At 70.2% G+C, this 18,203-nt stretch carries 19 protein-coding genes; 2 read left to right on the forward strand and 17 right to left on the reverse strand.

Annotated features, from left to right (window positions below; all coding sequences use genetic code 11):
• The 3 genes from ACFWV3_RS12890 to ACFWV3_RS12900 are packed head-to-tail and all read right to left on the reverse strand — an operon-like array spanning position 1 to position 2,537.
• Positions 1–978, reverse strand: a complete 978-nt coding sequence (locus ACFWV3_RS12890) for an aldo/keto reductase (RefSeq protein WP_382411270.1) — start codon at positions 976–978, stop codon at positions 1–3.
• Between the two features lie 18 nt (positions 979–996).
• Positions 997–1,785, reverse strand: a complete 789-nt coding sequence (locus ACFWV3_RS12895; protein ID WP_382411271.1) for a GNAT family N-acetyltransferase — start codon at positions 1,783–1,785, stop codon at positions 997–999.
• Between the two features lie 8 nt (positions 1,786–1,793).
• Entirely contained in the window at positions 1,794–2,537 is a 744-nt protein-coding gene (locus tag ACFWV3_RS12900) for a class I SAM-dependent methyltransferase (RefSeq protein WP_382411272.1), read from the reverse strand.
• Between the two features lie 95 nt (positions 2,538–2,632).
• Here ACFWV3_RS12900 and ACFWV3_RS12905 point away from each other — a divergent pair, with 95 nt between their 5' ends.
• Positions 2,633–3,451 carry a VOC family protein gene (locus tag ACFWV3_RS12905; protein WP_382411273.1) on the forward strand — a complete coding sequence of 273 codons (819 nt, stop codon included), beginning with the start codon at positions 2,633–2,635 and terminating at the stop codon, positions 3,449–3,451.
• 3 nt (positions 3,452–3,454) lie between these two features.
• On the opposite strand, the gene ACFWV3_RS12910 is transcribed toward ACFWV3_RS12905, so the two are convergent.
• The 5 genes from ACFWV3_RS12910 to rpsB form a co-directional block, all read right to left on the reverse strand.
• Positions 3,455–4,309, reverse strand: coding sequence for a phosphatidate cytidylyltransferase (locus ACFWV3_RS12910; protein WP_382411274.1), 855 nt, complete (start codon positions 4,307–4,309; stop codon positions 3,455–3,457).
• A 70-nt stretch (positions 4,310–4,379) separates the two neighbouring features.
• On the reverse strand, positions 4,380–4,937 hold the full coding sequence (gene frr, locus ACFWV3_RS12915; RefSeq protein ID WP_382411275.1) for a ribosome recycling factor: 558 nt from the start codon (positions 4,935–4,937) through the stop codon (positions 4,380–4,382).
• A gap of 61 nt (positions 4,938–4,998) precedes the next feature.
• Complete coding sequence (gene pyrH, locus ACFWV3_RS12920; protein WP_382411335.1) at positions 4,999–5,709, reverse strand: UMP kinase; 711 nt, start codon at positions 5,707–5,709, stop codon at positions 4,999–5,001.
• A 121-nt stretch (positions 5,710–5,830) separates the two neighbouring features.
• The gene (gene tsf, locus ACFWV3_RS12925; protein ID WP_382411276.1) at positions 5,831–6,646 is read right to left on the reverse strand and encodes a translation elongation factor Ts; all 816 of its coding nucleotides are present in this window, start codon (positions 6,644–6,646) and stop codon (positions 5,831–5,833) included.
• A 71-nt stretch (positions 6,647–6,717) separates the two neighbouring features.
• Positions 6,718–7,539 (reverse strand): 30S ribosomal protein S2, encoded by an 822-nt coding sequence (rpsB, locus tag ACFWV3_RS12930; protein ID WP_382411277.1) that lies wholly within the window; start codon positions 7,537–7,539, stop codon positions 6,718–6,720.
• A 372-nt stretch (positions 7,540–7,911) separates the two neighbouring features.
• On the opposite strand from rpsB, the gene ACFWV3_RS12935 reads away from it, so the two are divergent.
• Positions 7,912–8,388 (forward strand): M23 family metallopeptidase, encoded by a 477-nt coding sequence (locus ACFWV3_RS12935; protein ID WP_382411278.1) that lies wholly within the window; start codon positions 7,912–7,914, stop codon positions 8,386–8,388.
• Positions 8,389–9,116: 728 nt separating this feature from the next.
• On the opposite strand, the gene ACFWV3_RS12940 is transcribed toward ACFWV3_RS12935, so the two are convergent.
• The 9 genes from ACFWV3_RS12940 to lepB (ACFWV3_RS12980) form a co-directional block, all read right to left on the reverse strand.
• Complete coding sequence (locus ACFWV3_RS12940; RefSeq protein WP_382411279.1) at positions 9,117–10,112, reverse strand: FliA/WhiG family RNA polymerase sigma factor; 996 nt, start codon at positions 10,110–10,112, stop codon at positions 9,117–9,119.
• Positions 10,087–11,064: a tyrosine recombinase XerC gene (locus ACFWV3_RS12945; protein WP_382411280.1), complete on the reverse strand. Its 978-nt coding sequence runs from the start codon at positions 11,062–11,064 to the stop codon at positions 10,087–10,089. Before ACFWV3_RS12945 ends, ACFWV3_RS12940 begins: the two co-directional genes overlap by 26 nt.
• Positions 11,065–11,792: 728 nt before the next feature.
• Complete coding sequence (gene dprA / locus ACFWV3_RS12950) at positions 11,793–12,953, reverse strand: DNA-processing protein DprA (protein ID WP_382411281.1); 1,161 nt, start codon at positions 12,951–12,953, stop codon at positions 11,793–11,795.
• A 404-nt stretch (positions 12,954–13,357) separates the two neighbouring features.
• Positions 13,358–14,884, reverse strand: coding sequence for a YifB family Mg chelatase-like AAA ATPase (locus ACFWV3_RS12955; protein WP_382411282.1), 1,527 nt, complete (start codon positions 14,882–14,884; stop codon positions 13,358–13,360).
• 1 nt (position 14,885) lies between these two features.
• Positions 14,886–15,257, reverse strand: coding sequence for a YraN family protein (locus ACFWV3_RS12960; protein WP_382411283.1), 372 nt, complete (start codon positions 15,255–15,257; stop codon positions 14,886–14,888).
• A gap of 317 nt (positions 15,258–15,574) precedes the next feature.
• Entirely contained in the window at positions 15,575–15,898 is a 324-nt protein-coding gene (locus ACFWV3_RS12965) for a DUF2469 domain-containing protein (protein ID WP_030479657.1), read from the reverse strand.
• Positions 15,898–16,692: a ribonuclease HII gene (locus ACFWV3_RS12970; RefSeq protein ID WP_382411284.1), complete on the reverse strand. Its 795-nt coding sequence runs from the start codon at positions 16,690–16,692 to the stop codon at positions 15,898–15,900. Before ACFWV3_RS12970 ends, ACFWV3_RS12965 begins: the two co-directional genes overlap by 1 nt.
• Complete coding sequence (gene lepB, locus ACFWV3_RS12975; protein WP_382411285.1) at positions 16,689–17,552, reverse strand: signal peptidase I; 864 nt, start codon at positions 17,550–17,552, stop codon at positions 16,689–16,691. Before lepB (ACFWV3_RS12975) ends, ACFWV3_RS12970 begins: the two co-directional genes overlap by 4 nt.
• A 4-nt stretch (positions 17,553–17,556) precedes the next feature.
• Positions 17,557–18,201 carry a signal peptidase I gene (lepB, locus tag ACFWV3_RS12980; RefSeq protein ID WP_382411286.1) on the reverse strand — a complete coding sequence of 215 codons (645 nt, stop codon included), beginning with the start codon at positions 18,199–18,201 and terminating at the stop codon, positions 17,557–17,559.
• Between the last annotated feature and the right edge of the window lie 2 nt (positions 18,202–18,203).

An 18,203-nucleotide genomic window follows, 5' to 3' on the forward strand; every position in this document is an offset into this window, starting at 1 on the left:
CTACCACCGGTCGTGCACGTGCGGCCGGACGAGCTCGTCGTACACCGCCGCGACGGCCTTGGCGTCCACGGGCTCCAGCGCCGCCGCACCCGAGTTGGCGCGAGCCTGCTCCACGTTGCGCGCACCGGGGATCACGACCGTCACCTCCGGCTGGTCGACGATCCAGCGCAACGCGAACTGCGCCATCGTGGCGCCTTCCGGCACCAGCGGCCGCAACCGCTCCACGGCCTCCAGGCCGACCTCGTACGGGACCCCGGAGAAGGTCTCGCCGACGTCGAACGCCTCGCCGTTGCGGTTGTAGTTGCGGTGGTCGTCCGCGCCGAACGTCGTGTCCGCCGTGTACTTCCCGGTCAGCAACCCGGACGCGAGCGGCACCCGCGCGATGATCGCGACCCCCGCCTCGGCAGCGGCCGGCAGCACCTCCTCGAGGGGCTTGAGCCGGAACGCGTTCAGGATGATCTGCACGCTGGCCACGTGCGGACGCCTGATCGCCGCCAGCGCCTCCTCGACCTTCTCCACCGACACGCCGTACGCGGCGATCCGCTGCTGCTCGACCATCTCGTCCAACGTGTCGTACACCTCGTCACGGCTGTACACGGCCGTGGGCGGGCAGTGCAGCTGCACGAGATCCAACGTGTCGACGCCCAGGTTGCGGCGGCTCCGGTCGTTCCACGCGAGGAAGTTCTCCCGGTTGTACCCCTCCGTGGTCTGCTCCGGCAGCCGCCGCCCCATCTTCGTCGCCACGAAGACGTTGTCGTCCTTGCGCTCCTTCAGAAACCGGCCGACGAGCGTCTCGCTGCGTCCGTCGCCGTACACGTCGGCGGTGTCGAAGAAGTCGACACCCGTGTCGGCGGCGGCGTGCAGCAGTGCGAGCGCCTCGCTCTCGTCCACCTCGCCCCAGTCGGCCCCGAGCTGCCAGCACCCCAGCCCGACGACGCCGACCTGCCGGTTCACCCTGCCTGCGATTCGCTTCTCCACGAACAGGAGCCTAGTCCGCTACCGCGCGTAGTTCAGTGTTCGCGCGTACGGCCGGAAACCCAAGCTCTCGTAGAACTTCTCCGCCGGACCACCGTGGAACGGGTACACGATCGCCTGATCGGCGCCCAGGTCGCGCAATGCGCGCATAGCTCCGTAACAGGCTGCGGCGCCGAGCCCCATTCGGCGGAAATCCGGATGCGTCCCAACGGGTTCCAGCTCACCCACGCGGTTGAGGTCGTCGAACCAGATCAGGCACTTGGCGGCGAACCGCCCGTCCGGCGCCTCCACGACCCAGTCGAGATCCGCCCGGTACGGCCACGCCGCCATCACGTTGCGGTAGCTCTCCTCCGTCAGCCGCGACGGGTGCCACACCGCCTGGTGCACCTCGACCCGCCGGGCCAGGTCGGCCTCGGTGATCGACCGGGCCGTGAACCCCTCCTGCACCTCCACCTCGGGCAGTTCGCGCAGGTCGTGCGTCATGAACACCTGGTAGTCGGTGTCGAGCCGCGCGTACCCCTGGCGTTCGAGAGCCTCGATCAGGTGCCGCTCGGCGTCGAGGATCATCACCTCGCGGTCGGGAAAGCGCTTCAGCACCTCGTCGGCGAGGTCGGGGTGCGCCGGGTCGACCTGGAGGTAGAGGGTCTTGCCCTGCCTCTCCCACGCCCACGCGGCCACCTCGCCGTCGCGCTCCCACAGCTCCCGCTGCCACTCGGGCTCCCGTCCGACGTGCTGGAACCGTTGCCAGGCAAGGTCTCCGACGTGCCAGTTGGCGCTGTGCGACCACAGCCGGCGGGTGAGGTGTTGCATCTCGCGGATCACAAGATCAGCCCCTTCGGCTTGCGGCGCACGTGCAGCCGGTAGCCGACGGGGAAGCTCAGCCCGGTCACCGACGCGATCGCGCGTTCGGCGACCTCGGCGGAGAACTCTATGCGCAGCACCGCTTCGAGGTCCTCCCGTTTTTCGAAGCGCCACTCGGCGGTGACCCGCCGGAGCGAGAACCCGTTGTCCGCGAAGAACTTCTCGACGACCGACGGGTTGTAGCGCGGTTCGTCGGCACGCAGCCACGGCCCGTACGGGTCGGCCGCGCCGTCGAGGTCGACGATCGCGAGCGCGCCACCGGGGCGGAGCACGCGGTCGGCCTCGCGCATCCCCGGTTCGCAGCCCGGCCCGAAGAAGTAGGCGGTGCGGGCGTGCACCAGGTCGGCCGAGGCGTCGTCGAGCGGCAACCGTTGCGCGGGACCGGCGACGACGCGGGCGTTCGGCACCTCGGCGACGCGGTGCCCGGCGCGGACGACGAGCGGAGGATGCGGTTCGACGCCCGTCACGGACTTCGCGGTGCGCGCGAAGAACGGCAGGTGGAAGCCGTCTCCACAACCGACGTCCACGACGTCCAGTCCGTCGAACGGGCACTCGTCGCTCATCGCCGACCAGATGGCGCCGTGCACGTCCTGCGCGCGGTTCTCGACCTCGTAGACGTCAGGCCAGTGCCAGATGTTCGGGCTCGGCACGACCTCCACCGGACGCACCGCGTTCAGCGCCGCCCGCACGAATCCCCTCACGAGGACAACTGTAGGACGTCGATTTGCAGGTGACCGTACGAATTCGTCCAGTTACGGCGTAGCGTAACCGCATCTCTCCCTGCCAGGAGGCGTCAGTGTCGATCGCGCCCAACACGCCCCAGCTCGCACCACTGCTCAGCGGAAGTCCGTGCTGGGCCGAAAGAACCGTCGACGACCTCAAGGGCGCGATCGAGTTCTACACCGGTCTCTTCGGCTGGCACTACGCCGACGACGACGGCTACACCGTGGCCATGGTCGACGGCGTGCCCGTCGCGGGCCTCCCCGGGGGCGAGCCGGAACCGTGGCGGTTGTACCTGGTCACGCCCCATGCGCGGGCCACCGCCGAGAAGGTCTTCCACCTCGGCGGGTCCGTTCTGCGCAACCCCGGCGACGAACCCGACCACACCCAGAGCACGGTGATCGCCGACCCGACCGGTGCCGTCGTCGGCTTCCGGCACGTGCCGCCGGACTGGCGCTTCGGCGTCGCGGGCCACGGCGCCTACGCGTGGGCCGAGCTGAACACCCGTGACGGTGCGGCGGCCGACGAGTTCTTCGGTGAGCTCTGCAACTACGACATCACCCAGATCGGCGACGGCCACCGCCTGGACTACGCCTCGTACTCCATCGAGGGCACGGAGGTCATCGGCCGGCAGAAGATGGGCCGCGAGTTCCCGTACGGGGAACGGTCGCACTGGATGGTGTACTTCAACGCCGCGCCGGAGATCGGCATCGACTCGGTGGCGTACCGGGTGCTGGAACTCGGCGGGCGGGTGACCGTCGAGCCCTACGACACCCCGTTCGGGCGCATCACCGTGGTCGAGGACCACGCGGGGATGGCGTTCTCCGTGATCGACCCGTCCCGCGTGATCGAGGCCGAGCCGCGCTCCGAGGTGGACGACCCGTTCGACGACTAACTGCTACTGGATGAAGAGGTGCAGCAGCAGCCAGGAGGCGACGGCGGACGGGAGGAGCGAGTCCATCCGGTCCATCAGGCCGCCGTGGCCAGGCAGCAGCGTGCCCATGTCCTTGATGCCGAGGTCGCGCTTGATCAGCGACTCGACCAGGTCGCCCGCGGTGGCCGTGACGACGAGCGCGGCACCGAACAGCGCGCCCTGCCACCACTGGCCGTCGAGCAGCGTCGTCACCGTGATCGCGCCGCCGACGACACCGGCCGTCAACGAGCCCGCGAAGCCCTCCCAGGACTTCTTCGGGCTGATCTTCGGGGCCATCGGGTGCTTGCCCAGGAAGACACCGGCCGCGTAGCCGCCGACGTCGGACAGCACGACCCCGATGATGAACGCGAACACGCGGCCCACGCCGTCCTCGGGGACGACGAGCATGGCCGCGAACGCCGCGAACAGCGGCACGTAGGCGACGGTGAACACCGACGCGCTGAGGTCGCGCAGGTAGCCGTCCGAGCCGCCCCGGAACCGCCAGATCATGCACACCAGCACGGTGACCACGAACGCGGTCATCATGCCGGAGCGCTCCAGCGGCCAGGACAGCCAGAGGATCGCCTGACCGCCGATCAACGCAGGCCACAGGGCGACGGTGATGCCGGCCTTCTTGAAGGCACCGGCGATCTCCCACGTCGACACCGCCACTGCCGCCGCGACGATGCCGATGAAGGTCTGCCGGACGGTGAGCAGCGACAGGATGATCACCGCGCCGAGCCCGACACCGACCAGGATCGCCGCGCGGAGATCACGTCCCGCACGCGACGGCTTCGACGCTGGCACCTCCGCGGGACTGCCTGCCACTGGTGCTCCCATCACGACCTCCGCCCGGCCTGGGCTGTTACGACGCCTGCGCCGGGGAGGCCGGGCGAAACCAACGGGGACATCAGACTTCGAGGAGCTCGGCTTCCTTGTGCTTCACGAGCTCGTCGACCTGCGCGGTGTACTTGTGGGTCAGAGCGTCGAGCTCCTTCTCACCGCGGGCGCCGTCGTCCTCGCCGACCTCGCCGTCCTTGACGAGCTTGTCGATCTCTTCCTTCGCCTTGCGGCGGACACCGCGGACGGAGACGCGCGCGTCCTCGCCCTTCTGCTTCGCCACCTTCACCATGTCCCGGCGGCGCTCCTCGGAGAGCTGCGGGATGACGATGCGGATGATGGTGCCGTCGTTGCTCGGGTTGACGCCCAGGTCGGAGTCCCGGATCGCCTTCTCGATGGCGTTGAGCTGGCTCGCGTCGTACGGCTTCACGACCGCCATGCGCGCCTCGGGGACCGTGATGCTGGCCATCTGGTTCAGCGGGGTCATCGAGCCGTAGTAGTCGATGTTGATGCGGTTGAACATCGAGGGAGTCGCACGACCGGTTCGAACGGAGGAGAGGTTCTCCTTCGCGACCGAAACCGCCTTTTCCATCTTCTCCTCGGCGTCGAGGAGGGTCTCGTCGATCACGACTGCTCCTTGCTCTGCGTGTTCGTGCCCAATTCCCGGTCCTGGGGAGATCCCACCAGGTCTAGAAGGCCGGACGGCCACCGGGGGTGCTCACCAGGGTGCCGATCTTCTCACCACGGACCGCTCGCGCGATGTTCCCCTCGGTGAGGAGGTTGAAGACGAGGATCGGCATGTTGTTGTCCATGCAGAGGCTGAAGGCCGTGGCGTCGGCGACGTTGAGGCCGCGTTCCAGCACCTCGCGGTGGGTGATGTTGTCGAACATCAGCGCGTCCGGGTCGATCTTGGGGTCGGCCGTGTAGACGCCGTCGACGGCCTTGGCCATCAGGACGATCTCGCAGCCGATCTCCAGCGCGCGCTGGGCGGCCGTGGTGTCCGTGGAGAAGTACGGCAGACCCGCGCCGCCACCGAAGATCACGACGCGGCCCTTGTCGAGGTGGCGCATCGCGCGGCGGGGGATGTAGGACTCCGCGACCTGCGTCATCTGGATGGAGGTCTGCACGCGGGTGTCGATGCCGTGCTCGCGCTCGAGGAAGTCCTGCAGCGCCAGGCAGTTCATGACCGTGCCGAGCATGCCCATGTAGTCGGCGCGCGAGCGGTCCATGCCGCGGTTCTGGAGCTCGGACCCGCGGAAGAAGTTGCCACCACCGATCACGACGGCCACCTGCACGCCGGACTTGTGGACGGCCGCGATCTGCTTGGCCACTGTCTGGACGACGTCGGGATCCACACCGACGCCACCGCCGCCGAACATCTCGCCACCGAGCTTGAGCATCACCCGGTTGTAGCCGTGGCTACCTTCTTCGCTCACAGGTCCTCTCCTCGCGCCGTGGAGCAGTCTTCGAACATGCTGAAGGCGGGGTCGCTGGTGTGCCGCAACCCCGCCCTCATGGCAATCAGCTCTGGCCGACCTCGAACCGGGCGAAACGGGTCACCGTCACGCCGGCCTCGTCCAGGAGAGCCTTGACCGTCTTCTTGCTGTCCGTCACGGAAGCCTGCTCGAGGAGGACGACGTCCTTGAAGAAGCCGTTGACGCGACCCTCGACGATCTTGGGGAGCGCGCCCTCGGGCTTGCCCTCCTCGCGAGCGGTCTCCTCGGCGATGCGGCGCTCGTTCGCGACCAGGTCCTCGGGGACCTCGTCACGGGAGACGAACTTCGGGCGCATCGCGGCGATCTGCATCGCGGCACCCTTGGCGACCTCGGCGTTGTCGCCGGTGTACTCGACCAGCACGCCGACGGCCGGCGGCAGGTCCGCGGCACGCTTGTGGAGGTAGACCGAGACGGTGCCGTCGAAGTCGACGGCCTTGGCCAGCTCGAGCTTCTCGCCGATCTTGGCGGAGAACTCCTGGACCAGCGCGTCCACGGTCTTGCCGTCGACCTCGACGGCCTTGAGGGCCTCGACGTCGGCGACCTTGTTGGCCTTGGCGATCGCGACGATGTCGTCGGCCAAGGCGATGAAGTCGGCGTTCTTGGCCACGAAGTCGGTCTCGCAGCGCAGCTCGACCATCGCGCCGTCCTTGACGGCGACGAGGCCGTTGGACGTGGTGCGCTCGGCGCGCTTGCCGACGTCCTTGGCGCCCTTGATGCGGAGGATCTCGACGGCCTTGTCGAAGTCGCCGTCGGCCTCGTCGAGGGCCTTCTTGCAGTCCATCATGCCGGCGGCGGTCAGCTCGCGGAGCTTCTTGACGTCCGCGGTGGTGTAGTTCGCCATCGTTTTCCTTCTGCGATGTACGCGCTTGAGTCACGAGGTGCCCGCTGGTCGCGGGCACCTCGTGGGGGAGATCAGGACTGGGCGGGCTGCTCGGCCGGGGCCTCGGCGGCGGCGGGGGCGAGGAGCTCCTGCTCCCACTCCGCCAGCGGCTCGTCGCTCGCGACCTCGGGCTTGTCCTGGCCCTCCGCGGCGTCGCGGCGGCCACCGGAGCGCTGCACGAGACCGGCGGCGGCGGCCTCGGCCACGACCTTGGTCAGCAGGGCGGCGGACCGGATCGCGTCGTCGTTGCCCGGGATCGGGTAGTCGACCTCGTCCGGGTCGCAGTTCGTGTCGAGGATCGCCACGATCGGGATGTTCAGCTTGCGAGCCTCACCGACCGCGATGTGCTCCTTCTTGGTGTCCACGATCCACACGGCGCTGGGCACCTTGGACATGTCGCGGATACCGCCGAGCGTGCGCTCCAGCTTGTCCTTCTCGCGGTTCATCATCAGGATTTCCTTCTTGGTGAAACCCTGGAAACCGCCGGTCTGCTCCATCGACTCGAGCTCCTTGAGGCGCTGGAGCCTCTTGTGGACCGTCGAGAAGTTGGTGAGCATGCCGCCCAGCCAGCGCTGGTTCACGTAGGGCATGCCGACGCGGAGCGCCTCGTTGGCGATGGCCTCCTGCGCCTGCTTCTTCGTGCCGATGAACAGGATCGACCCGCCGTGCGCGACCGTCTCCTTGACGAACTCGAAAGCCCGGTCGATGTAGGTCAGCGTCTGCTGCAGGTCGATGATGTAGATGCCGTTGCGCTCGGTGAAGATGTAGCGCTTCATCTTCGGGTTCCAGCGCCGCGTCTGGTGCCCGAAGTGCACGCCGCTGTCGAGCAGCTGCTTCATGGTTACGACGGCCATGGCCGGTTCGCACCTCATCTGTAGGACGCGCCAGGTCTGGCCTCGCGCGTCGATCCGGTTGACGCCTCCGGCCCGGAAGGCCTTCAGCCCTGGTGCCTCCGCCGTCGTCCGCACCCGAGGGGGCATCTCTGCACCGTCGGGACCGTCGGACGTCGTGACTCGACCGGACTGGAACCAGCTGGTCGGATCTGCGTTGGCACGCGAAGTCGCCCCGCGCACAGACGGGACGCGCCCAAAAGTCTACTCCTCATCCCCGACAAACTTCGAATCGCCCCCGCGACCGGCAGGGAGGTTGTCCACAACCGGCGAGTAATCCACAGATCCCCGATCGCCGCTGGTCCCCGAGGCAGCCCGTGGCCGACCGTAGGACCCATGCCCCTCCTCCCCACCGCCCTGGTCCTGGCGACGACGCTCCTGTCCCCGCCCGAGTCGCGCTTCGCCTGGCCCGTGCCCGCACCGCACCAGGTGGTCCGCGCGTTCGAGGCACCCGCCACCCCGTTCGGGCCGGGCCACCGGGGTGTCGACCTGTCCGCGGCCTCCGGCTCGCCCGTCCTGGCCGCGGCCGACGGCCTGGTGGTCTACGCGGGCGCGGTGGCGGCCCGCACGCTCGTGTCGCTGCACCACGAGGGCGGCCTCCGCACGACCTACGAGCCGGTCACCCCGGCCGTGCCGGCGGGCCGCCAGGTCCGCAGGGGCGACGTGATCGGTCATCTGCAACCGGGCCACTGCCCGTCCCCGTGCCTGCACTGGGGCGCCCGCCGCGGCCACGCCTACCTGGACCCGCTCCGCCTGGTGTCGCCGGGCCGGGTGCGCCTGCTCCCGCTCAACGCCCCGTCCAGAGGCACCTAGCCCACCCGCCGCGCGCACCCCGACCGGCCGCGCGGCGCTCCCCCGGCGCTCCCGCCGTCCCGGGCGGCCCGGTTGAACGGCGCGCCCCTACATCGCGCGCCGCGAGCGCCCGAGGTCGGTCGGGAGGCCACGAAGTCCTGCCTCCCGACCGGCCTCCTCCACGGCCTCGTCGGCCCCCTCAGCCGCAGAAGGCCCCTTCAGCCGTAGGCAGCCCCTTTTCACCCGCTGTCTTCCGCATTCAGCCTGAGCCGGCCTTTGCATCTTCCGACCGCTGATGAAGGCGCCCGATTCCAGACCACTTGATCTAGCCGCTCGACACAGCCTCGGAGGCGCGCGACATTCACGACTGCTCGGCCGACCCGATCTTCGTTTTCCCGGCCGGCCCGCTGCAATCCGCGCCTCGGCGCAGCACAACCGGCTCATCGATCGCAGGCCATCACCCGCTCAGCCAGTCATCCGCTCATTCCGGCGCCCGAGACCCCAACGCCGGAAACATTCGCCATGCGGATCTTCGTGGCGATCCCGCCGACAGCTCGCCGGCCTTCGCGATGCCCGATCGGGCACGCGGCGTGCCCGGGAATTCCGGGTGCCACCCGTTCGAGTGAATTCACCCCGAAAGGGGTCGGAAAGGAGGCCTCAAACCCCAGATGTGAGGCACACACGGTTTTTCGGTGCCGCTTTCGAGCAGCCCGGCACGCGCCGGGTTGCGGTGGAGGGAGGAGGCGCGGTCAGGCCTCGGACTGCTCGTTGAGCTTGGTGCGCAGGCGCAGGACGGCGCGGGTGTGCAGCTGGCAGACCCTGGACTCGGTCACGCCGAGGACCTTGCCGATCTCGGCGAGGGTCAGGTTCTCGAAGTAGTACAGGGTCACGACCACGCGGTCGCGTTCGGCGAGCTGGGCGATGGCGTCGGCCAGCTGGCGGCGGCTGTCCTGGTCGACGAGGCTCGCCACCGGGTCCTCGGCGGCGTCGTCGGGCAACGACTCGGCGAGGGAGGAGCCGCCCTTGTTCGGCGCGATCAGCTCGTCCAGGGCCACGACGCTGGTGAGCTGCAGCTGGCCGTAGAGCTCGCGCAGCTCGGCCAGGCCGATCTTGAGCTCTGCGGCGAGCTCGCGGTCGGTGGGCGTGCGCTGCAGCTTGGCGCCGAGGCGTTCGAGGGCTCGTTCCACGTCGCGGGCGCGGCTGCGGACCGAGCGCGGCACCCAGTCCTGGGAGCGCAGGTCGTCGAGGATCGCGCCGCGGATGCGCTGCATGGCGTAGGTCTCGAACTTGAGACCGCGTTCCGGCTCGAACTTCTCGATCGCGTCGACCAGGCCGAAGATGCCGGACTGGATCAGGTCGGCCACGTCGACGTGCGCGGGCAGGCCGGTGCCGACCCGGCCGGCGACGTACTTGACCAGCGGCGCGTAGTGCAGCACCAGCCGGTCGCGCTGGCCCTGGTCGCGGGACTCGCCGTAGCTGCGCCACAGGGCGACGATGCCGGCCTCGACGTCGTCACCCGACCGGACGTCCGCACGCGTCACCGCGGTCTGGGCGCCCGCGGGCGCGCCGTTGACCTGCGTGTCGGCACCGGGCTCTGAGCTCGCCTCGGTGCACGGCGCGCCGTTCTGACGGTGCCCGTTGCTCGCCTGCTTCGAAGCCGGTGCGGGCAGGACGGGGTCAGGGGGCACGGTCGCCGTACGCGATCCTCCCCCTGCGGCGTCAGGAACGGGGGTGGGTTCGGTCATGGATCGCCTTCAGCCGTTCGACAGTGACGTGTGTGTAAAGCTGAGTCGTTGCGAGCGTAGCGTGACCAAGCAGTTCTTGGACGGTGCGCAGGTCCGCTCCTCCTTCCAGCAAATGGGTCGCGGCGGAGTGGCGCAACCCGTGCGGCCCGATGTCCGGCGCGTCCGGCACCACGGCGACGACCTCGTGAACAAGTGTGCGGACGGCCCGCTGGTTCAGCCGGCCACCCCGGGCACCGAGGAACACCGCCGGCGGCGAATCCGGTGCTACCAGGGCGTTTCGCCCCTCGTCCAGCCACCGACGCAGCGCTCGCTCGGCCGGCACGCCGAACGGCGTGCTGCGTTCGCGTCCACCTTTGCCCAGAACTCGAATCACCCTCAGGGAGTAGTCCACGTCGTCGAGATCAAGACCACAGAGTTCGGCCACGCGGATACCTGTGGCGTACAGCAACTCCACCACGGCCTGATCACGCAGCGCAACCGGATCCCCCTCGGACGCGCCAGAGGATACGGCGGCCATCGCGTCCTTCGCCTGGTCTTCGCGCAACACGGACGGCAACGTCCGATGGGGCCTGGGCGCAGCCAGCCGCGGCCCGGGATCGACCGGCAGATGACCGGCGCGATGCGCCCACGCCGTGAACGCCCGCGCGGCAGCGGCCCGGCGCGCGAGCGTCGTGCGGCTGGCACCGGCAGTGCGTTGCGCGGCAAGCCAAGACCGCAGATTCGTCAGGTCGATTCGGCCCACATCGGCTTCATCAGGACTATTCCCGGCGACATGTCCGAGCAACGCGACGGCATCACCGATGTAAGCACGCACCGTGTGCGGCGACAGATCGCGTTCCAACATCAGATGCCGCTCGTACTGCCGCAACGCCTCCGAAACGCCCGAGGGCAGTTTTTCGCGCAGGCGAACGAGATCGACACGGCGTGTCCGACCATGCGGCGGCGGGGACATAGGCCAAGACGCTGCGCCAGTCGGGGCGATTGGTCAAGTATCGCCACACCCCCGCGCCATTTGGGAGCGCTCTCATGATCGTGAAGGCCACCACGTCTCAACTCCCTGTGACGACCAGGGCCGAAGCGGCCCGCACAGATCACCTTTCGGAGTAGTGGCGGTAGCGATAACCACCGTCCGAACAGCCGATCAACCGGCCGCCGTGCAGCGCGGAAGATCGCCCCGAGGGGCTGCCCGCCTTCGGCATCGTCGCCTCCCCGGACCTGCAGAACCCGAGGCAGACCGGACGCCGCCGACGCCAGGCCCCAGGACGGCCCCGCCGGACTTCGGCCTGGGCGACATCGTCGCGAGGGCGACCCGGCCGCTGCCCTGGCCGCCGACCTGGCCGATGACGCGCTCGTCGCCCTGGCGCTGCGCGACCGCGACCAGCCCACCGGCGACCACCCCGCCGGACGCGAGCCCGCCTACAACCAGGCCGCCGGACGCGAGCCCGCCTGCAATCAGCCCGCCTGCAATCAGCCGCCAGCGACCAGCCCGCGCGCAAGCAGGAACCGGCCCGCAAGCCGTAGCAGCGGCGGGCTTCCGCACCCCGGCAGCAGCAGAAGCCGCCCGCCATCGCCGCGTGGATCGCGACGGACTTCGGCCTCAGGTTCTGGTCGATCCTCCCCGCATTGGTAGTCGCGGCGACGCCGGCCTTCCGTCCACAATGGACCTTCAGGTCGTCGTGATCACCTCACCTCCACCTTCTGCCAGCCGCCGTCGACCTGCAGCGCCAACCCGGCGAGCTCCAGCTCGGGCAGCAGTGCCCGCACCCGTTCCAGCGGCACCCCGGACTCGACCGACACGAGTTCGTCGCTGACACCGCACCGCCGCCCCAGGGCCTCGTAGACGCGCATGGCCTCGCCCTGCGGCGCCCCGAGCGCGCTGTCCTTCTCGGTGGGCTCGGTGGCCAGGTCGTCGCCGAACCGGCCGACCGACTCGACGATCTCGGCCACGGAGCTGACCGGCTCCGCCTGCCCGTCGCGCAGCAGCTCGTGGCATCCGGCCGAGCTGGCGGACGTCACCGGGCCCGGCACCACCATCAGCGGTCGGCCGAGGGCCAGGGTGATGGCGGCGGTGTTCTTGGCTCCGCTGCGGCGCCCTGCCTCGACGACGACCGTGCCGCCGCCCAGCGCCGCGATGAGCCGGTTGCGGGTGAGGAACCGGTGCCGCGCCGGCGTGACTCCCGGCGGGTACTCGCTGACGACGAGGCCCTCCCGCGAGATCTTGGCCAGCAGACCCTGATGTCCGGCGGGGTAAGCGCAATCCACGCCGCACGCCAAGACCGCGACGGTGAGCCCGGCGGCGCCGAGCGCGCCGCGGTGAGCAGCGCCGTCGATTCCGTAGGCGGCGCCGGACACCACCGTCACGCCGGCCTGCGCCAGTCCGAACGCGAACTCGCCGGCGACGTGCTCGCCGTAGCCGCTGGCAGCCCGGGAGCCGACCACCGCCACCGCCTTCTCGGACACCTCGGCGAGGTCGTGCGGGCCCCGCACCCACAACGCCAGCGGCTCGCCGCCACACCGCTGTGCCGCGACCCCGAACGCGACGAACGGCCACCTGGGCCACTCGTCGTCCTCGGGAACGACCAACCGCCCACCGATCTTGGCGATCCGCTCGAGGTCCTCGTGGGCGCGTTCCTCGGCCCGCCGCGCCGAGGTCTGGCTGGCGACGGACGGCGAGACCTCGCCCGCGCGCACCAGCTCCGCGGCCTCGACCGGGCCGACCTGGGCGACCAGCGCCGCCAACGCCGCCGGGTACGGCTCGGCGACGCGGGACAGGTAGGCCCTGGCCAGGCGAACGGTGTCGGCGCGTGAGGGCGCATGAGGCGGGGCGGGTGGTGTGGTCATCGGAGCCACCACCAGGGCAGCCAGCGGTGCCACGGGTCGGGGCGCCAGGGGGTCGGTGGGCTGAGGCCTGCGGAGCGCCTTCGGACTGTGCACGACAGAGGAAGGCGTGCGGGGGTCGCGTGGGCGAGGAGTGCGGTCATGGTCTGGCTCCTTGGTCGGGACTGCGGGAGGGAGCGGGCCGCTCCTGGGAAGGGGTCGAGCGGCCCGCTCCTGGGCCGGACGACCGCCGGTTGGGGTGGGCGGCGTCCGGGGTTCGGGTGCCGGGCGCGGAGTGGGAGTGGGGCTCCGCGCCCGGCGGCTCGGGTGAGCGGGCGCCTGCGAGGGGGCAGGCGCCCGCTCGGCTGGGAGCCGGGACCGGAGTCGAGGCTCGGTGCTCCGGGCCCGGCGGCTTGGCGGGCACAGGGTCAGGGGGTGGGGGCTCGGCGTTCTCGGAAGTTCAGGGCCGCTGCCACGTGGTCGGACGTCGGCCGGTCGGCCTCGGCCAGGTCGGCCAGGGTCCAGGCGACGCGCAGGCAACGGTCGGCTCCCCTTCCCGTCAGGGCGCCGGTGGCCAGGGCTCGGTCCAGTAGCGCCGTGGTGGGGCGGGGCAGGGCGAACTCGCGGCGCAGGGCCGGGCCCGGCACCTGGGCGTTGGTGGGCCAGGTGTGGCCGTGGGCCTGCCAGCGGGTGGCGGCTCTGGAGCGGGCCTTCAGGACTCGTTCGCGGACCACGGCCGTCGGTTCCGGTGGGGACGCGTCGGCGTTCGACATGGCCGTGGTGGCTCTCATGCGCACCCGGAGGTCGACCCGGTCGAGCAGCGGGCCGGACAGGCGGGACTGGTAACGACGCCGGACCGTGGGCGTGCAGACGCAGTCGATCTCCTTCGGCGGCGCGCACGGGCACGGGTTGGTGGCGAGGATCAGCTGGAAGCGGGCCGGGTAGCGGGCGATGCCGTCGCGGCGCGGGATGCGGACCTCGCCTTCCTCCAGCGCGGTGCGGAGCGTGTCGATCGTCTTCTGGCCGAACTCGCAGGCCTCGTCGAGGAACAGCACTCCGCGGTGGGCCCGGGAGGCGGCGCCCGGCTTCGCCATGCCGCTGCCGCCGCCGATCAGGGCCGCCATCGACGTCGTGTGGTGCACGTTGACGAACGGTGGCGTGGCCACGAGCGGGTAGCCGGACGACAGGACGCCCGCCACCGAGTGGACCGCCGTGACGGCCAGGGCCTCCTGGCGGGTCAGGGGTGGGAGCAGGCCCGGCAGGCGTTCGGCGAGCATCGTCTTGCCCGTGCCGGGCGGACCCGACAGCAGCAGGTGGTGGGCTCCCGCGGCAGCCACCTCCAGGGCCCAGCGCGCTTCCGGCTGACCCACCACGTCGGCCAGGTCGGGGACCGCCGGCAGGGGTAGGTCGTCCACGGGTGGGGGTGCCGCGAGCGTCGTCGCCTCCGCCCTCAGCCAGGCCAGGACCTCGGCCAGGGTGTGCGCGCCGTGAATCTCCATGCCGTCGACCAGCGATGCCTCGGGCAGCGAGTCGACCGGGACCACCGCCGTCGTCAGGCCCGCGCGCCTGGCCGCCAGCAACGACGGCAGGACGCCGCGGATCGCGCGGACGCGGCCGTCCAGCGCCAGTTCGCCCAGCAGGACCGTCGTGACGAGGCGCTCCGGCGGGACCGAGCCCGCCGCGGCCAGGGTGGCGCAGGCGATCGCGAGGTCGTAGCTGCTGCCGCCCTTCGGCAGGTTCGCCGGCGACAGGCCCAGCACGATGCGCTGCTTCGGCCACTCCTCCTCGCTGTTGCGGACAGCGGCCTTCACGCGCTCCTTCGACTCGTGCAGGGCCGCGTCGGGAAGCCCGAGGAGATGGGTGCGCGGCTGGCCCGTGCCCACGTCGGCCTCGATCTCGACAGCCAGCCCGTCGACGCCGTAGAGAGCGACCGACCACGCGTGCGCCAGAGCCATCTCAGGCTCCCCGCAGGTGTTGCAGGCGCGCTTCGCCGTCCGGCGGCCACGTGACCGAGATCAGGTCGACGCGGACGTTGCACCAGCCGACGCCGTGCGCGGCCAGCCACCGCAGCGCCGTGCGGCGCAGGCGGGACAGCTTGTCCGCGTCCACGGCCTCGTCCGGACGGCCCCAGACAGGACCGGACCGCGTCTTGACCTCGCAGACGACCAGGCGGCCGCCCTCCACCGCCACGACGTCGAGCTCACCGTCGCGGCACGTCCAGTTCCGCGACAGGACCGCCAGGCCCTGCCCCTCCAGGTACCTGCACGCCAGCTCCTCGCCCTGACGCCCCAGCTCCTGCTGCCTGGTCTCGACCAGTGCCCGTGCCACCACCACTGCCTCGCCTCCCTGCGGGTCGTTGGATACGACCTTGCGGGGTGGGGCGGGGTGGCGGGTGGGGCCGAGGGGAATCTGTGGACAACTCGGCGGCTGTGGACAAGTCGGCCGTTGTCGATCTTGGAACGGCGGAGTTGTCGGTGGGGTGTGCTAGAAGACCGCGCGGCCGGCCCGCACGAGCGAGGAACGCCTCGGCAGCAGGCCTCGAACCGCGTGGGACAGACGCGTGCCGGCCGCGTGGTCCCGCACCCGTGACACGGGACCACGCGGCCGGCAACCGCACACGTCGAGCGGAGGTGGACCCGCCGCGCTCAGCTCGGGAACGGCCCGCTCTCCGGCAAGCGCAGGTCCGGCTTGTCCAGCTCCTCCACGTTCACGTCCTTGAACGTGATGACACGAACGTTCTTGACGAACCTCGCGGGGCGGTACATGTCCCACACCCACGCGTCCGACATGCGCACCTCGAAGTACACCTCGCCGTCGGCGTTGCGCACCTGCACGTCCACCGAGTTGGCCAGGTAGAAACGACGTTCGGTCTCCACGACGAACGAGAACTGGCTGACTATGTCGCGGTACTCCTTGTACAGCGACAGCTCCATCTCGGTCTCGTACTTCTCGAGATCCTCTGCACTCATTACGCCTCCGCGCGGGTCATCATCTGCTCCGCGCCCTCCCTCGTCGCGAGCTCCCCGGCATCAGCCGGGGCTGCCTCATTCTGGACCACGGCCGTCGCGGTCGTGGCGCGCGCCACCCTGTGCGGCGCGGCGAGACCGTGCTTGGCAGCCGCCGCTGCCACATTTACATACGACCACCGATGCTCCGCACACGGCCCGTGCTCCATCAGCGCGGCCGTGTGGTCGGGCGTGCAGTACCCCTTGTGCACGTTGAACCCGTACTGGGGATGACGCTCGTGCAGGTCGGCCATAATCCGGTCGCGCGTGACCTTGGCCAGCACCGATGCCGCCGCCACGCACGCCGCGGCCTGGTCGCCCTTGAGCACCGCCACGTTCGGCGCGGGCATCCCCGGCACCTTGAAGCCGTCCGTCAGCACGTAGCCGGGGTGCGTCGACATCTGCGCCACCGCGCGCCGCATGCCCTCGATGTTCATGACGTGGATGCCCAGCCAGTCGATGTCGGCGGGCGGCACGACGATCACCGAGTGGTCGAGCGCGCGCTTGAGCACCAGGTCGTACATCCTGTCGCGCGCCGCCGCCGTCATCAGCTTCGAGTCGTTCAGGCCCTCGAACCGCGAAGCATCACCCGGTCGAAGTACGCACGCCGCGATCACCAACGGCCCCGCGCACGGACCACGGCCCGCCTCGTCCACGCCGGCGACAGGCCCCAGTCCCCTGCGCTCCAGCGTGCTCTGCAGCGCCCAGTTCCCCGCGGACCCCCGCACCACCGCGCGGGGCGGTAAGAGCATGGTCATCGGCGGAATCGGTCTCGCACTCGACGTCCGAGCAGCAGAAGCGGCCACGCCGCGACGATACCGAGGCCCATCGGCACGCTCTCCTGCCATCCCGGCGCACCCATCGAGACGACCTGCGGGTTGTGGTCCGACACCCCGCCCCACCTCGACGGGGGCAGCACGATCACGCGCGCCTTGCCGATCACGTCGGCCACCGGCACGAGCCCGTTGAGCCCGCCCTGCCCCTGGCACCGCGAGTCGCACGAGTGGTTGCGGTTGTCGCCGAGCACGAACAGCATCCCGTCCGGGATCTTGAGCTCCTCGAACGACTCCTGCTCGGCCGGCACGCCCTCGTCGAAGTGCTTGTACGGCTCGTCGAGCGGCTTGCCGTCCACCGTCACGCGGTTCTGCTCGTCGCAGCACTTCACGGTCTGCCCGCCGACGGCGATCACGCGCTTGACGAAGTCCTCCTCGTTCGCCGACGGCAGCCCGATCAGCGACCCGAGCCACGACAGGCCCTCCGAGATCGGGTTGCCGGGCTCCGCGGAGACGAAGTCGTTCTGCCACGACGGCGGCCCGCGGAACACGATCACGTCGCCGGGCGCGGGTTCGGTGAAGCGGAAGGTGACCTTGTCGACGAGCACGCGGTCGCCGTAGCAGTCCGTGCACCCGTGCAGCGTCGTCTCCATGGACTCCGACGGGATCATGTAGACGCGGCCGAGGAAGACCTGGATGAGGATCGCGAGGCCGAACGCCACCACGATGAGGACGGGCAGCTCTTTCCAGAAGTTGCCCTTTTTCTTCTTCTTCGAAGCTTTATCCGAAGCGTCCGAACTGGGCTCGTCGCTGGACGGCGTGTGCTCTGGATCGACGTCAACCACGAGATCAGCCTAGGGGCTGCGGGTTGTGATCCGACACAACACTCCAACGATCTTTCGGGAACACGACGTACCGGGCTTTGCCGATGACGTTCTCGACGGGCACGGTGCCCGCTACGCCCCCGCCGCCCTGTTTGCGCGAGTCGGTGGAGTTCATCCGGTTGTCGCCCATCACGAACAACCGTCCATCCGGCACGCGCACCGGGGCGAACGGCTCGTGGTTCGCGGGCGAGGTTCCCGGCTGCCAGTACACATAGGGCTCGTCGAGCGGTTTGCCGTCCACGACGACGCGGTGCTGCTCGTCGCAGCACATCACCGTCTGACCGGGAAGGGCGATCACGCGCTTGACGAAGTCGCGTTCGTTCGCGGGCGAGATGCCCAGCAGCGACCCGACGTTCTGCACGAGACGCGCGACGGGGTTCGTCGACGGCGCGGTGCGGAAGTCGTTGTTGGTCCACGCCTCGGGGCCGCGGAAGACGACCACCTCGCCCGGCGCGATGTCGCCGAAGCGGTAGACGATCTTGTCGACCAGCACCCTGTCGTTCTCACAACCGGTGCAGCCGTGCAGCGTGCGCTCCATCGACGCCGAGGGGATCACGTAGACCCGCACCACGAACGCCTGGATCAGCACCGTCAGCACGACGGCGGTCACGA

Source organism: Lentzea sp. NPDC059081 (genome assembly GCF_042738015.1).
In the GTDB taxonomy this organism is placed as follows: domain Bacteria; phylum Actinomycetota; class Actinomycetes; order Mycobacteriales; family Pseudonocardiaceae; genus Lentzea.